The 14,681-nt window shown below is 70.2% G+C and carries 14 protein-coding genes; 10 read left to right on the forward strand and 4 right to left on the reverse strand.

Features of this window, described 5'->3' with window-relative positions:
• The first annotated feature begins 3 nt into the window (after window positions 1-3).
• From ACWCQ1_RS32715 to ACWCQ1_RS32750, 8 genes are all read left to right on the forward strand, one after another.
• Window positions 4-1,002 carry a proline racemase family protein gene (locus ACWCQ1_RS32715; protein WP_451028010.1) on the forward strand — a complete coding sequence of 333 codons (999 nt, stop codon included), beginning with the start codon at window positions 4-6 and terminating at the stop codon, window positions 1,000-1,002.
• Window positions 1,003-1,044: 42 nt separating this feature from the next.
• Window positions 1,045-1,719 (forward strand): GntR family transcriptional regulator, encoded by a 675-nt coding sequence (locus tag ACWCQ1_RS32720; protein WP_133042014.1) that lies wholly within the window; start codon window positions 1,045-1,047, stop codon window positions 1,717-1,719.
• A gap of 67 nt (window positions 1,720-1,786) precedes the next feature.
• A complete protein-coding gene (locus ACWCQ1_RS32725) occupies window positions 1,787-2,782 on the forward strand; it encodes a LacI family DNA-binding transcriptional regulator (RefSeq protein WP_207929666.1) in 996 nt (331 codons plus the stop codon).
• A gap of 110 nt (window positions 2,783-2,892) precedes the next feature.
• On the forward strand, window positions 2,893-4,245 hold the full coding sequence (locus ACWCQ1_RS32730; RefSeq protein WP_451028011.1) for an ABC transporter substrate-binding protein: 1,353 nt from the start codon (window positions 2,893-2,895) through the stop codon (window positions 4,243-4,245).
• A 5-nt stretch (window positions 4,246-4,250) separates the two neighbouring features.
• The gene (locus tag ACWCQ1_RS32735) at window positions 4,251-5,207 is read left to right on the forward strand and encodes a carbohydrate ABC transporter permease (protein WP_451028012.1); all 957 of its coding nucleotides are present in this window, start codon (window positions 4,251-4,253) and stop codon (window positions 5,205-5,207) included.
• Complete coding sequence (locus ACWCQ1_RS32740) at window positions 5,204-6,064, forward strand: carbohydrate ABC transporter permease (RefSeq protein WP_358596832.1); 861 nt, start codon at window positions 5,204-5,206, stop codon at window positions 6,062-6,064. Before ACWCQ1_RS32735 ends, ACWCQ1_RS32740 begins: the two co-directional genes overlap by 4 nt.
• 30 nt (window positions 6,065-6,094) lie before the next feature.
• Entirely contained in the window at window positions 6,095-7,690 is a 1,596-nt protein-coding gene (locus ACWCQ1_RS32745; RefSeq protein ID WP_451028013.1) for a glycoside hydrolase family 13 protein, read from the forward strand.
• 74 nt (window positions 7,691-7,764) lie between these two features.
• Window positions 7,765-9,909, forward strand: a complete 2,145-nt coding sequence (locus tag ACWCQ1_RS32750; protein WP_358596838.1) for a discoidin domain-containing protein — start codon at window positions 7,765-7,767, stop codon at window positions 9,907-9,909.
• Between the two features lie 102 nt (window positions 9,910-10,011).
• On the opposite strand, the gene ACWCQ1_RS32755 is transcribed toward ACWCQ1_RS32750, so the two are convergent.
• From ACWCQ1_RS32755 to ACWCQ1_RS32765, 3 genes are read right to left on the reverse strand one after another with little or no spacing between them, the layout of a single operon-like run.
• Window positions 10,012-10,947 carry a PDR/VanB family oxidoreductase gene (locus ACWCQ1_RS32755; RefSeq protein ID WP_451028014.1) on the reverse strand — a complete coding sequence of 312 codons (936 nt, stop codon included), beginning with the start codon at window positions 10,945-10,947 and terminating at the stop codon, window positions 10,012-10,014.
• Window positions 10,944-11,120 (reverse strand): hypothetical protein, encoded by a 177-nt coding sequence (locus ACWCQ1_RS32760; protein WP_451028015.1) that lies wholly within the window; start codon window positions 11,118-11,120, stop codon window positions 10,944-10,946. Before ACWCQ1_RS32760 ends, ACWCQ1_RS32755 begins: the two co-directional genes overlap by 4 nt.
• Window positions 11,117-12,190 carry an aromatic ring-hydroxylating dioxygenase subunit alpha gene (locus ACWCQ1_RS32765; protein WP_451028016.1) on the reverse strand — a complete coding sequence of 358 codons (1,074 nt, stop codon included), beginning with the start codon at window positions 12,188-12,190 and terminating at the stop codon, window positions 11,117-11,119. Before ACWCQ1_RS32765 ends, ACWCQ1_RS32760 begins: the two co-directional genes overlap by 4 nt.
• A 286-nt stretch (window positions 12,191-12,476) precedes the next feature.
• Between ACWCQ1_RS32765 and ACWCQ1_RS32770 the strand changes: the two genes are divergently transcribed.
• Entirely contained in the window at window positions 12,477-12,905 is a 429-nt protein-coding gene (locus tag ACWCQ1_RS32770) for a phage holin family protein (protein ID WP_451028063.1), read from the forward strand.
• On the forward strand, window positions 12,902-13,348 hold the full coding sequence (locus tag ACWCQ1_RS32775) for a DUF3618 domain-containing protein (RefSeq protein ID WP_208779781.1): 447 nt from the start codon (window positions 12,902-12,904) through the stop codon (window positions 13,346-13,348). Before ACWCQ1_RS32770 ends, ACWCQ1_RS32775 begins: the two co-directional genes overlap by 4 nt.
• 80 nt (window positions 13,349-13,428) lie before the next feature.
• Here the strand turns inward: ACWCQ1_RS32775 and ACWCQ1_RS32780 are convergent, their stop codons facing one another.
• Entirely contained in the window at window positions 13,429-14,568 is a 1,140-nt protein-coding gene (locus tag ACWCQ1_RS32780; protein WP_451028017.1) for a C40 family peptidase, read from the reverse strand.
• Window positions 14,569-14,681: the final 113 nt, after the last annotated feature.

Genomic DNA, 14,681 nt, shown 5'->3' on the forward strand with positions numbered 1-14,681 from the left:
GTCATGCGCAGCAAACTCGTCCTGCACGCCGTCGACTCCCACACCGAGGGCATGCCCACCCGCGTGATCACCGGCGGGATCGGCACCATCCCCGGCGCCACCATGAACGAGCGGCGGCTGTACTTCCGCGAACACCGCGACGATATCAAGCAGTTGCTGATGAACGAGCCGCGCGGTCACTCCGCGATGAGCGGCGCGATCCTGCAGCCGCCGACCCGGCCGGACTGCGACTGGGGCGTGGTCTACATCGAGGTCTCCGGCTATCTGCCGATGTGCGGACACGGCACGATCGGAGTCGCGACGGTCCTGGTGGAGACCGGCATGGTCGAGGTCGTCGAGCCGGTGACCACGATCCGCCTCGACACCCCCGCCGGGCTGGTGATCGCCGAGGTGGCGGTGGAGGGAGGGGCGGCGAAGGCGGTGACGCTGCGGAACGTGCCGTCGTTCGCGGTGGGGCTGGACCGGAAGGTCGAGTTGCCTGACGGGTCAGTGACATATGACATGGCATACGGCGGGAACTTCTACGCCATCCTCCCCATCGACCAGCTCGGCCTCCCCTTCGACCGCGCCCACAAGGACGCCATCCTCGCGGCCGGCCTGGAACTCATGGACGCCATCAACGCCGCCGACGAACCCGTCCACCCCGAGGACCCCTCCATCCGGGGCTGCCATCACGTTCACCTCCACGCCCCGGGCTCCGACGCCCGTCACTCGCGGCACGTGATGGTCATCCACCCCGGCTGGTTCGACCGCTCGCCCTGCGGCACCGGCACCAGCGCACGCATGGCGCAGCTGCACGCGCGCGGCGAACTGCCCCTGCACACCGAGTTCGTCAACGAGTCGTTCATCGGCACCCGCTTCACCGGCCGGCTGCTGGGCACCACCGAGGTGGCCGGCCGTCCGGCCGTCCTGCCCAGCTTCACCGGCCGCGCCTGGATCACCGGAACCGCCCAGTACCTGCTGGACCCGGAAGACCCCTTCCCCGCGGGATTCGTGCTGTAGGCGAGCCCCATAATGTCCGGTGACCCGAGGAGGACGATCACCATGGCCCCGCAGCGCCGCCGCCCCGCCCTGCCGTCGCTCGGCGGCAGGAAGCCCAACTTCCGGGAGAAGGTCGTGGACGTGCTGCGTGCCGCCCTGATCTCGGGTGAACTCCGCCCCGGCCAGGTGTACTCGGCGCCCGCCCTCGCCCCGCGTCTCGGTGTCTCCGCGACCCCGGTGCGTGAGGCGATGCTGGAGCTGGTGAAGGAGGGCATGGTCGAGATCGTCCCCAACAAGGGCTTCCGCGTCACCGAGGTCTCCGACAAGCAGCTCGACGAGTACACCCACGTCCGGTCCCTGATCGAGATCCCGGTGACGGTCGGCCTCGCGGCCACCGCCGAGCCGGCGGACGTCGAGGCACTGCGCCCCGAGGCGATGGAGATCGTCACCTCCGCCACCAAGGGCGACCTCATCGCCTACGTCGAGGCCGACCTGCGGTTCCATCTCGGACTGCTGGCGCTGGCGGGGAACGACCATCTCGTGGAGGTCGTACGGGACTTGCGGCAGCGTTCGCGCCTGTACGGGCTGACGGCTCTCGTCGAGGCGGGGCGGCTGGAGGCCTCCGCGCAGGAGCACCTCGAACTCCTCGACGCCCTGCTCGCCCGGGATCCCGAGCGCACCCGCGAGGTGATGACCCGCCACCTCGGGCACGTCCGGGGCCTGTGGGCCGCCCACTGAACCTCCGCCGCCGACAGCCGGCACGGTTACGCAAGCCGCTTGCGTTCCTTGCGCTATTCTTGCGTTCATGACGCGACGACTTGCTGAGGTGGCGAAGAAGGTCGGGGTCAGCGAGGCCACGGTCAGCCGGGTACTCAACGGCAAACCGGGTGTCTCCGAGGCCACCCGGCAGGCGGTGCTCAGCGCCCTGGACGTCCTCGGCTACGAGCGGCCCACCCAGCTGCGGGGAGAGCGCGCCCGGCTCGTCGGTCTCGTCCTGCCCGAGCTGCAGAACCCCATCTTCCCGGCCTTCGCCGAGGTGATCGGCGGGGCACTCGCCCAGCTGGGCCTGACGCCGGTGCTGTGCACCCAGACCAAGGGCGGCGTCTCCGAGGCCGACTACGTGGACCTGCTGCTGCAACAGCAGGTCTCCGGCGTCGTCTTCGCCGGCGGCCTGTACGCCCAGGCCGACGCCCCGCACGACCACTACCGCCGGCTCGCCGAGCGCAACATCCCGGTGGTGCTGGTCAACGCGTCCATCGACGACCTCGGCTTCCCGGGCGTCTCCTGCGACGACGCCGTGGCCGTGGAACAGTCCTGGCGGCATCTCGCCTCGCTCGGGCACGAGCGGATCGGACTGGTGCTGGGGCCCGCCGACCATGTGCCGTCGGCCCGCAAGCTGGCCGCCGCCCAGGTCCTCGGCGACCTCCCCGAGGAGCATGTCGCACGGGCCATGTTCTCCATCGAGGGTGGTCACGCGGCCGCCTCCCGGCTGATCGACCGCGGTGTCACCGGCTTCATCTGCGCCAGCGACCCGCTCGCCCTCGGCGTCATCAGGGCCGCCCGCCGCAAGGGGCTGGACGTGCCGGGCCGCATCTCCGTCGTCGGGTACGACGACTCCGCGCTGATGAACTGCACCGAGCCGCCCCTGACCACCGTCCGCCAGCCCATCGAGGCCATGGGGCGAGCGGCCGTGGAGCTGCTGAACGCGCAGGTCGGCGGCGGTTCCGTACCCGCCGAAGAGCTGTTGTTCGAGCCGGAGCTGGTGGTGCGCGGCTCGACCGCGCAAGCTCCTCGTCCCTGAGATCCCCTCAGCTGTCGAATAATTACAGATTCTGCGCGACATCTTGCGGACGGATGTTGGCGGTGCTTGAGTGTGCGGCGCCCACCGCTCCTGCCACGAGGGGTCCACCGATGAGAAGCACCGGCTTCCGCCGTACGTTCGTCGCGCTCAGCGTCTGTTCCTCCCTCGCCCTCGCCGCCACCGCCTGCGGGTCCGGTGACGACGGCACGGCGAGCGGGAAGACCCGCATCACCGTCAACTGCGAGCCGCCCAAGAGCGCCAAGGTCGACCGCGGCTTCTTCGAGCAGGACGTCGCGTCCTTCGAGAAACAGCACCCGGACATCGACGTCGTCGCGCACGACGCGTTCCCCTGCCAGGACCCCAAGACCTTCGACGCCAAGCTCGCCGGCGGGCAGATGGAGGACGTCTTCTACACCTACTTCACCGACGCCAGGCACGTCGTCGACATCCGCCAGGCGGCCGATCTCACGCCGTACATCAAGGAGTTGAAGAGCTACGACTCCCTCCAGAAGCAGCTGCGCGACATCTACACCGTCGACGGGAAGATCTACGGCGTCCCGCGCACCGGCTACTCCATGGGCCTGATCTACAACCGGAAGCTCTTCCAGAAGGCCGGCCTCGACCCCGACCGCCCGCCCACGACCTGGGACGAGGTCCGCGCCGACGCCAAGAAGATCGCGGCCCTCGGCGACGGCACCGTCGGATACGCCGACTACAGCGCCCAGAACCAGGGCGGCTGGCACTTCACCGCCGAGCTCTACTCCCAGGGCGGCGACGTCGTCGGCCCCGACGGCAAGAAGGCCACCATCGACACCCCCGAGGGCCACGCCGTCCTGCAGAACCTGCACGACATGCGCTGGACCGACGACTCGATGGGCAGCAAGCAGCTCCTGGTCATCAACGACGTGCAGCAGATGATGGGTTCGGGCAAGCTCGGCATGTACCTCTCCGCCCCGGACAACATCCCGATCCTGGTCAAGGAGAAGGGCGGCAACTACAAGGACCTCGCGCTCGGTCCGATGCCCGGCGGCAAGGGCACGCTCATCGGCGGCGACGGCTACATGTTCAACAAGCACGACACGCCCGCCCAGATCCGCGCGGGCCTGAAGTGGCTCGACCACATGTTCCTCACCCCGGGCACCGGCTTCCTCGGCGACTACGCCCGCGCCAAGAAGGCGAACGCCCCCGTCGGACTGCCCGAACCGCGCCTGTTCACCGGCGCCGCCGACGCCAAGGACCAGCAGGTCAAGAAGGCCAACGCCAATGTCCCGGTGGAGAACTACCAGGCCTTCCTCGACGGCAACCACAGCCTCCGGCTGAAGATCGAGCCGCCGGACGCCCAGCAGATCTACTCCGTCCTCGACTCCGCCGTCTCCGCCGTCCTGACCAAGAAGGACGCCGACATCGACCAGCTCCTCAAGGACGCCTCCGGCAAGATCGACGGCATCCTGGCCCGGGGCTGACGGCCATGACGAAGACGGCCGAGCGGCAGCGGACCAGGACGGCCGCCGCCCCCACGGTCCCGGCGCCGTCCCCGGCAGGGGACCGGGGACGGCGCCGCCTGGCCGACCAGGCCCGCGCCTACGCCTTCCTCCTCGGCGGCCTGATCTGCTTCGCCCTGTTCTCCTGGTACCCGGCGATCCGCGCCGTCGTGATCGCCTTCCAGAAGTACACGCCGGGCTCGTCGCCGGAGTGGGTCGGCACCGACAACTTCACCCGCGTCTGGCACGACCCCGAGTTCTCCGCGGCCTGGCGCAACACCCTGACCTTCACGCTCCTCGCCCTGCTGATCGGCTTCGCGATCCCCTTCGTGATGGCCCTCGTGCTCAACGAACTCCGGCACGCGAGGGCGTTCTTCAGGATCGTGGTCTATCTGCCGGTGATGATCCCGCCCGTGGTCAGCGCCCTGCTGTGGAAGTGGTTCTACGACCCAGGTGCGGGCCTCGCCAACGAGGCGCTGCGCTTCCTGCACCTGCCCACCTCGAACTGGTCCAACGGTGCCGACACCGCGCTGGTTTCCCTGGTCCTCGTCGCCACCTGGGCCAACATGGGCGGCACGGTCCTGATCTACCTCGCCGCCCTGCAGTCCATCCCCGGCGAGCTGTACGAGGCGGCCGAGCTGGACGGAGCCAACCTGCTGCAGCGCGTCCGCCACGTGACGGTCCCTCAGACACGCTTCGTGATCCTGATGCTGATGCTCCTTCAGATCATCGCCACCATGCAGGTCTTCACCGAACCGTTCGTGATCACGGGCGGCGGCCCCGAGAACGCCACCGTCACCGTGCTCTACCTGATCTACAAGTACGCCTTCCTCTACAACGACTTCGGCGGTGCCTGCGCCCTCAGCGTCATGCTCCTGGCGCTGCTCGGCGCCTTCTCCGCCGTCTATCTGCGCCTGACCCGCTCCGGGGAGGAGGACGCGTGAGCACCCGGACCCTGATCTCCCCGGCGACCCTGGCCCGCCCCCGCGGCAAGGCTCTCTACTGGACGGTCTTCACCGCCGTCGTCCTGCTCTTCGCCCTCGCCTTCCTCTTCCCCGTGTACTGGATGGTGACCGGCGCGATGAAGTCGCCGGAGGAGATCGCGCGGACCCCGCCGACCCTCGTCCCCGACCACTGGCACCTCGGCGGCTACACCGACGCCTGGGACCTGATGCAGCTCCCGCGGCACCTGTGGAACACGGTGGTCCAGGCGGCCGGCGCCTGGGCCTGCCAGCTGGTGTTCTGCACCGCGGCCGCCTACGCCCTCTCCCGGCTCCGGCCCGCCTTCGGCAGGCTGATCCTCGGTGGCATCCTCGCCACCCTCATGGTCCCCGCGCAGGCCCTGGTCGTACCGAAGTACCTCACCGTGGCGGACCTGGGACTGCTCAACAAACCCCTCGCCATCTGGCTGCCGGCCGTCGCCAACGCCTTCAACCTCTATCTGCTCAAGCGGTTCTTCGACCAGCTTCCACGCGATGTGCTGGAGGCCGCCGAGATGGACGGCGCCGGAAGACTGCGCACGCTCTGGTCGATCGTGCTGCCCATGTCGCGGCCGGTGCTGGGGGTGGTCTCGATCTTCGCCCTCGTCGCCGTCTGGCAGGACTTCCTCTGGCCGCTGATGGTCTTCTCCGACACCGACCAGCAGCCCATCAGTGTGGCCCTCGTCCAGCTGTCGCAGAACATCCAGCTCACCGTGCTCATCGCCGCGATGGTCATCGCCAGCATCCCGATGGTCGCGCTCTTCCTGGTCTTCCAGCGGCACATCATCGCCGGGATCAGCGCGGGCGGCACCAAGGGCTGACGCCCTCCCTCCGACAGAAAGGCACGCACCGTGGGACCGTCCCGCCATGCCCGCAAGGAGTGGTGGCGCTCCGCCGTCATCTACCAGGTCTACGTCCGCAGCTTCGCCGACGGCGACGGCGACGGCACCGGTGACCTCGCGGGCGTCCGCACCAGACTGCCGTACCTCGCCGAACTCGGCGTGGACGCCCTGTGGTTCAACCCCTGGTACCTGTCGCCGATGAAGGACGGCGGCTACGACGTCGCCGACTACCGTGCCGTCGACCCGGCCTTCGGCACCCTCGCCGAAGCCGAGAAGCTGATCGCCGAGGCCCGGGAACTCGGCATCCGCACCATCGTCGACATCGTGCCCAACCACGTCTCCGACCAGCACCCGTGGTTCCGGGCCGCGCTCGCCGCCGGACCCGGCAGCCCCGAACGCGAGCTGTTCCACTTCCGGCGCGGACGCGGCGAGCACGGCGAACTGCCGCCCAACGACTGGCCGTCGCAGTTCGTCGGCTCCACCGAGCCGGTGTGGAAGCGGCTGCCCGACGGCGACTGGTACCTGCACCTGTTCACACCCGAGCAGCCCGACCTCAACTGGGCCCATCCGGCCGTCCGTCAGGAGCACGAGGACATCCTGCGCTTCTGGTTCGAGCGGGGTGTCGCGGGCGTCCGCATCGACTCCGCCGCCCTGCTCGCCAAGGACCCCTCCCTCCCCGACCTCGCCGACGCCCCCGACCCCCACCCCTTCATCGACCGCGACGAACTCCACGACATCTACCGCTCCTGGCGGGCGGTCGCCGACGAGTACGACGGCATGTTCGTCGGCGAGGTGTGGCTCCCGGACGCCGAACGCTTCGCCCGCTACCTCCGCCCCGACGAACTCCACACGGCCTTCAACTTCTCCTTCCTGTCCTGCCCTTGGGACGCCGGCCGGCTGCGCACGGCCATCGACACGACCCTCGCCGAGCACGCCCCCGTCGGTGCCCCCGCCACCTGGGTGCTCTGCAACCACGACGTCACCCGCACGGTCACCCGCTACGGCCGCGCGGACACCGGCTTCGACTTCGCCAAGAAGGCCTTCGGCACCCCGACCGACCTCGCCCTCGGCACCCGGCGCGCCCGCGCGGCGGCCCTGCTCTCACTCGCGCTCCCCGGCTCCGTCTACCTCTACCAGGGCGAGGAACTGGGCCTGCCCGAGGCCGACATCCCCCGCGACCGCGTCGAGGACCCGATGTACTTCCGCTCCGGCGGCACGGATCCGGGACGTGACGGGTGCCGGGTGCCGCTGCCGTGGGCGGCCGAGGCGCCGTACGCCGGATTCGGCGGGGAGCCCTGGCTGCCGCAGCCCGCCGACTGGCCCGAGTACGCGGCCGACCGCCAGGCCGCCGACCCCGCCTCGATGCTGAGCCTGTACCGGGCCGCGATCGGGCTCCGGCCGGCGTTCGGCGACGGTCCGCTCACCTGGCTGCCCGCGCCCGAGGGCGTTCTCGCCTTCGCCCGCGCGGAGGGCGTCCTGTGCGTCGTGAACCTCGCCGACGAGAGCGCCGGCCTCCCACCCCACACCGAACTCCTGTTGACCAGCGGCCCGTTGGACGAGGACGGCCGGCTGCCCACAGACACGGCGGTCTGGCTGCGCGGCTGAGACCGCACCCCGCTGTCCCCGTACCCCCACCCCGAAGGGATCGGCACATGTCCAGGTCCAGATCTGTCAGGCGCATGCCAGCAATCGGGGCGGTCGTCGCCCTCGCGGCCGGCACGCTCGTCACCCTCGCTCCGGCCGCCCACGCGGCCGCCGGCGCCACCCTGCCCTTCACCTCCGTCGAGGCCGAGTCCGCGACGACCACGGGTTCGAAGATCGGCCCCGACTACACCCAGGGCACCCTCGCCTCGGAGGCCTCGGGTCGCCAGGCCGTACGGCTCACCTCCGGTCAGCGCGTCGAGTTCACCGTGCCGCGCGCCGCCAACGCCGTGAACCTCGCCTACAGCGTCCCCGACGGCCAGTCCGGCTCGCTCGACGTGTACATCAACGGCACCAAGCTCGCCAAGACGCTCCCGGTCACTTCCAAGTACTCCTACATCGACACGGGTTGGATCCCGGGCGCCAAGACGCACCACTTCTTCGACAACGCCCGACTGCTGCTCGGCCAGAACCTCCAGCCGGGCGACAAGGTCGCCTTCCAGTCGACCGGCACACAAGTCACCGTGGACGTGGCCGACTTCGAGCAGGTCGGTGCCGCCGCCACCCAGCCCGCGGGATCGGTCTCGGTCACCTCCAAGGGCGCCGACCCCAGCGGCAACGGCGACTCCACCCAGGCATTCCGGGACGCGATCGCCGCGGCCCAGGGGGGAGTGGTCTGGATCCCGCCCGGCGACTACAGGCTGACGTCCTCGCTCAACGGTGTCCAGAACGTCACCCTGCAGGGCGCCGGCAGCTGGTACTCCGTGGTCCACACCTCCCGCTTCATCGACCAGTCCAGCTCCTCCGGAAACGTCCGCATCAAGGACTTCGCCGTCATGGGCGAGGTCACCGAGCGGGTCGACTCCAACCCTGACAACTTCGTCAACGGCTCGCTAGGGCCGAACAGTTCGGTCTCCGGGATGTGGATCCAGCACCTGAAGGTCGGCCTCTGGCTGACGGGGAACAACGACAACCTCGTCATCGAGAACAGCCGCATCCTCGACACCACCGCCGACGGCATCAACCTCAACGGCACCGCGAAGGGCGTCCGCGTCCGGAACAACTTCCTGCGCGACCAGGGCGACGACGCGCTCGCCATGTGGTCGCTGTACTCGCCCGACACCGATTCCAGCTTCGAGAACAACACCGTCTCCCAGCCGAACCTCGCCAACGGCATCGCGATCTACGGCGGCACCGACATCGCCGTCAGGAACAACCTGGTCTCCGACACCAACGCCCTCGGCAGCGGCATCGCGATCTCCAACCAGAAGTTCCTCGACCCCTTCTCCCCGCTCGCCGGCACCATCACGGTCGACGGCAACACCCTCGTCCGCACCGGCGCCATGAACCCCAACTGGAACCACCCCATGGGCGCGTTGCGCGTCGACTCCTACGACAGCGCGGTCAACGCCACGGTGAACATCACCAACACCACCGTCACCGACAGCCCGTACAGCGCCTTCGAGTTCGTGTCGGGCGGCGGACAGGGCTACCCGGTCAGGAACGTCACCGTGGACGGCGCGACCGTGCGCGGCACCGGCACGGTCGTCGTCCAGGCGGAGGCCCAGGGCGCGGCCACCTTGCGCAACGTCACGGCGACGGGCGTCGGCGCCGCGGGAATCTACAACTGCCCCTACCCGGCGAACTCCGGCACCTTCGTCCTCACCGACGGCGGCGGCAACTCCGGCTGGAGCAGCACCTGGGCGGACTGCTCGACCTGGCCACAGCCCGGGCAGGGCAACCCCGACCCCGACCCGAACCGCAACCTCGCCAAGGGCCGTGCGGCCACCGCGACCGGCTCACAGGACGTCTACACCCCCGGCAAGGCGGTCGACGGCGACGCGAACAGCTACTGGGAGTCGACCAACAACGCCTTCCCGCAGTCCTGGACGGTCGACCTGGGCTCCTCCTACGCGGTCCGCCGGCTGGTGCTGAAGCTGCCGCCCTCCTCCGCCTGGGGCGCGCGCACCCAGACCATCACCGTGCTCGGCAGCACCGACGGTTCGGCCTACTCGACCGTCCTCGGTGCCACCGGCTACCGCTTCGACCCGGCGACCGGCAACACGGCGACCGTCGCCCTGCCGAGCGGTACGAACCTGCGCTATCTCAGGCTCTCGGTGAGCGCCAACACCGGCTGGCCCGCAGGGCAGTTCAGTGAGGTGGAGGCGTATCTGACGTCGTGAGCACGTCGTTCGCACCCCCGCGCTTCGCCGCCCGGATCTGCTCGTACACATGGGTCCGCGGCTCGGCGAAGCGCGGGGCGGCGCTTCCTCCGGCGGTGGCGGTCAGAGATCGAGCACCAGCCGCCTGCCCCGGCAGCGCGAGACGCAGATCATCATGGTCTCCCCGCTCTCCCGCTCCTCCTCCGTGAGCACGGAGTCCCGGTGGTCCGGTGTCCCCTCCAGCACGTCGGTCTCGCAGGTGCCGCACGTGCCCTCGGTGCAGGAGAACAGCACCTCGACCCCGGCGGCCCGGACGGCGTCCAGCACGGAGACGTCCGGGGCGACGGTGACGGTACGCCCGCTCTGCGCCAGCTCCACCTCGAACTCGCCGTTCTCACCGACCGGTTGGTCCTTCGGCGAGAACCGCTCCACCCGCAGCCGGTCGGCCGGGCAGCGCTCCTCGACCGCGTCCAGCAGCGGCCCGGGACCACAGCAGTACACGAGCGTGCCCTCGGGCAGGTCCTCCAGCACGGAGGCGAGATCCAGCAGCCCCGTCTCGTCCTGCGGGGCGACGGTCACCCGGTCGCCGTACCGCGCCAACTCCTCGGTGAACGCGATGGAGTCACGGGTCCGGCCGCCGTACAGCAGGCTCCACTCGGCGCCCGCCGCCTCCGCCGCGGCCAGCATCGGCAGGATCGGGGTGATGCCGATCCCGCCCGCCACGAAGCGGTAGCGGGGTGCCGGCTCCAGCCGGAAGTGGTTGCGCGGGCCGCGCACCCGGACCTTGTCGCCCTGACCCAACTGCTCATGCACATGGGCGGATCCGCCACGTCCGTCCGGCTCCCGCAGCACGGCGATCCGCCACGCCGAACGGTCCGCGGGATCCCCGCACAGCGAGTACTGACGCTCCAGCCCGGGGCCGAGCACCACGTCGACATGGGCACCCGCCTCCCAGGCCGGCAGCTCCTCGCCGAGCGGATGGCGCAGGGTGAGGGCGAGCACGCCGTCGGCCGCGAACTCCCTGCGGTCGACGACGAGCTCGGCTTCGTACACGGTCATGAGTCGCTGCTCTCCTGTGGCCGGTGACCGTCGGGATGGGCGAGCATCCACTCCCACATCTCGACCGGGTCCTGGGCGGTGTGCTCGGCGCCGCAGTGACAGGTGCCGTGCAGCACGTCGGTGCCCGGCATCCAGTCGATGCGGTAGATCTCCCCGGTGGCGCCGGTGCTCACAGGACCTTCTCCACGGGCTTGTCGCCCTCCTCGACCAGGCGGGCGAGGATACGGCGGGCGGCGAGACCGCCGGTGTCGATGTTGATGCTCAGCTCCTGGTAGCCGGTGCGCTCGGTGCCGAGCGTCCTCTGCAGCAGGTTGAGCGCGTCGACGTCCTGCATGACCACGGTGTGGTTGTTGCCCCGCAGGAACTCGGTGACCTCGGCGTCCGCGGTCGCCCAGTCCCGCGAGACCATCCAGAAGTCGTACACGTGCCCGTCGGAGGACGGGGTGATGGCGTACGTGATCTCGGTGTGGAAGCCGTTGGGGTCACTGCCGTCGGCCTCGGGCAGCACGCCGACCGGGGCGATCCGGCTGTGCAGCAGGTACAGGCAGGGCGCGTGGTACTCGATGTCCTGCCACCGGGTGATCCGCCCCTCGATACCCGTCGACTTCGCGTAGAACGGCGGGCACGCTGCGTCGTCCATGTGCCGGCTCACCCGCACGATGCCGGCGCCCTCGTCGACCTCGGTGGTGATCGGGGTCTCGGCGACTTCGGGGGTGCCGATGTAACCGCCGTGCAGATACGTCTCGTGGGAGAGGTCGAGCAGGTTGTCGACCAGCAGACCGTAGTCGGCCTCGATCGGCTCCATGCCGCGGACGGTGACCCAGCCGGGGGAGTCGAGGTGCTTGGCGCGCGGGATGGTCTGCGGGTCGGCGAGCTGCGGGTCGCCGATCCACACCCACACCAGCGAGTCCTGCTCGACCACCGGGTAGGAGGCGACGCGGGCGGTGCGCGGTATCCGCTTCTGCCCCGGCACGTACACACAGGTGCCGGTGGTGTCGTACGTGAACCCGTGGTACCCGCACACGAGCCGGTCACCGTCCAGCCGGCTCGGCTTCTCGTGCAACGGGAACCGGCGGTGCACACAGCGGTCCGCGAGCGCGACGGGCGCCCCGTCCTCCTCGGTCCGGTAGAAGACGAGCGGCTCCCCGAGAATGGTCCGCCCGAGCAACTCCTCCCGCCCGACCTCATGACTGTAGGCGGCGACGTACCACTGGTTCCGGGCGAAGGCGGTGATGTGCGGCATGGATGCGGCTCCCGTCTCTGGGTGATGGCGACATCGTCGGGACGGGCCGCCCGGGGGCGCAACAGGGCTTCCGCCTCACGGAAGAGCCCTTGGAAAACGCCTGGTGAGAGCGGTCATGCCGGGGACCGTGGTGCCGATGTCGCCCATGGCGTCGTTCGGAAGGACTGCACATCCGGTCGCACCACTCGTCTGTGAACTGCCGTCTTTCGGGTACTCGCGCGCGAGTGAAAAGGGCCGGACCCCGGCCCCAGGACGAGAGCGACGGGAGGTGACGGTCGTGTCGAGCATCCAGCGATCCGCGCCCGGGCCGGACCACGGCGCGCACCCCTCCGGCCAGGAGCCGGTGAGCGAGCTGGTGCAACGGGCCTCGCAGCAGCTGACGGAGCTGGTGCGAGGTGAAATGCGCCTGGCGCAGGCGGAGATGAAGGAGAAGGGCAAACGCTACGGCAAGGGCGGCGGTCTGTTCGGCGGCGCCGGTGTGGTCGGCTTCCTGATGCTGGAGGCCCTGGTGGCCACCGTCATCGCGGCGCTGGCCGTACCCCTCCCCGTGTGGGCCGCAGCGCTGATCGTCACCGCCGCTCTGGCCGTGATCGCCGCAGTGCTGGCCCTCGGCGGGAAGAAGCAGGTCGGCCAGGCCGCGCCGCCCACGCCCGAGCAGACGATCGAGAACGTGAAGGCCGACGTGGCCGAGATCAAGGAGAGCGCACAGCGATGACCCAGCCACCCCACGACGAGCCCACGGCCGCCGGTCCCGAGGAACTGCGCGAACAGGTGGAGCAGACCCGCGCGGAGCTCGGCGAGACCGTCGAGGCGCTCGCCGCCAAGGCCGATGTCAAAACACGGGCCCAGGAGAAGGCCACCGCGGTCAGGGAGCAGGCCACGGCCAGGGCGGGCGAGCTGAAGACCAAGGCCGCCGACCTGGCCCACCAGGCACAGGACAAGCTGCCCGACCCGGTCAAGGACAAGGCCGCCCAGGCCGCCGGACAGGCCCGCGCCAAGGCCGCCCAGGCCGGCCAGGTCTGGCACGACAAGGCACCCGAACAGGTACAGCACACCACCGCCCAGGGAGCGCGACTGGCACGCGACAACCGCAACCTGCTGCTGGCGGCCGCCGGTGCGGCCGTCCTGGTGTGGCTGGCCTGCCGCCGCAAGGACTGACCCGCTCGGGTGCGGGCCTCATCCCGGGGTCGCCGGGATGAGGCCCGCGGTTCCGGTCGGCCGTCGCCGGTCGTGCCCCTTCAGCAGGTGGGGACGCCGGGGAGCCAGGCGGGACCCTTGATGTAGATGTTGGTCAGCCAGGAACCGTCGGTCAGCTTCGCCCAGGCGTCGTTGGTGTAGCCGTCCGCGGTCACCTCCTGGGCGTGCGCCTGGCAGACCACGTTGACCGTCGTGGGCTGCGCGAAGTAGTCGACGACGCCGGCGTTGACGTTCGGCTCGCTGTGCGTGCGCACCCCCGTCCCCCACGTCTGGAACGGCGTGCTGCCGCCCGACGGCGGCGGGGTGCTGCTTCCGCCGCAGTCCGGTATGCCGGGCAGCGAGGCCGGGCCCTTGATGTAGATGTTCGTCATCCACGAACCGTCGGCCAGCTTCGACCAGATGTCGTTGGTGTACCCCTCCGCGGTGACGGTCTCCGCGTGCTGCTGGCACTGGACCGACACCTGGGTGGGACCGGCGAAGGTGTCGACCACGGCGGACCGCACGCTCGGCGTGGAGTGGGTGCGCACTCCCGTGCCCCACGTCTCGAAGGTCGTACCGCCGTTCGCGGGCGGGGGAGTCGGGGTGCCCGACCCGTTGACCCGGATCGCGCCCGCGTAGTCGCCGCCCGTGCGCACAGGGGTGACCCTGATGTGGGTGCCTGACTCGTAGGCCTCGACCATCTGCCCGTTGCCGAGGTACATGGCGACGTGGTGGATGTGCCCGTTGCCCCAGAACATCAGGTCGCCCGGCACCAGCGGGGCGGTGCCCTGCCCGGCGGAGAAGCGGGCCGAGGCCTGCGCGCTGTGGAACTGGTCGTCCGCCGTGCCGTTGAGCAGGTCCCTGCCGGTCGCCCTCCAGTACGCGTACCGCATGAGGCCGGAGCAGTCGAAGCCCTTGCGCTCGTTGTCGTGCAGGCTGTCCGGGTCCGAGCCGTCGTAGTAGCCGTAGGTGGCGCCGGGCGTCGCGCCGTGGCCGCCGCCCCAGCTGTACCAGACGCCGATCTGGGAACAGGCCGCGTTCACGGCGGCCTGTGCGGTGGCCGAGGCGCCCGGCGCGAGGACCCCGCAGGAGGTGTCCTGGGCGGCGGCGTGGGCCGGGGCGGAGAAGAACGCGGTCAGGGCCAGGACCGAGGCCCCCAGAAGCCCGCCGCTGGTCCGGCGGCGCGTGCTGCTGATCTTCACGGAAGTCATCCTTCGTCGATGAGTCAGTAAGGCTCAGTAAGTCGATGAGTCGATGAGTCAGTGAATCGATGGATCGTCACCGGGCGTGCCCGTGGCGGCAGTTGGTCGCGTGG

Source organism: Streptomyces sp. NPDC002144 (genome assembly GCF_053593695.1).

Coding starts and splice junctions, on each gene's coding strand:
- ACWCQ1_RS32720 (WP_133042014.1), top strand. CDS start 1,045: ATGGCCCCGCAGCGCCGCCGCCCCGCCCTGCCGTCGCTCGGCGGCAGG.
- ACWCQ1_RS32750 (WP_358596838.1), top strand. CDS start 7,765: ATGCCAGCAATCGGGGCGGTCGTCGCCCTCGCGGCCGGCACGCTCGTC.
- ACWCQ1_RS32765 (WP_451028016.1), bottom strand. CDS start 12,190: ATGCCGCACATCACCGCCTTCGCCCGGAACCAGTGGTACGTCGCCGCC.
- ACWCQ1_RS32715 (WP_451028010.1), top strand. CDS start 4: ATGCGCAGCAAACTCGTCCTGCACGCCGTCGACTCCCACACCGAGGGC.
- ACWCQ1_RS32725 (WP_207929666.1), top strand. CDS start 1,787: ATGACGCGACGACTTGCTGAGGTGGCGAAGAAGGTCGGGGTCAGCGAG.
- ACWCQ1_RS32775 (WP_208779781.1), top strand. CDS start 12,902: ATGACCCAGCCACCCCACGACGAGCCCACGGCCGCCGGTCCCGAGGAA.
- ACWCQ1_RS32755 (WP_451028014.1), bottom strand. CDS start 10,947: ATGACCGTGTACGAAGCCGAGCTCGTCGTCGACCGCAGGGAGTTCGCG.
- ACWCQ1_RS32730 (WP_451028011.1), top strand. CDS start 2,893: ATGAGAAGCACCGGCTTCCGCCGTACGTTCGTCGCGCTCAGCGTCTGT.
- ACWCQ1_RS32735 (WP_451028012.1), top strand. CDS start 4,251: ATGACGAAGACGGCCGAGCGGCAGCGGACCAGGACGGCCGCCGCCCCC.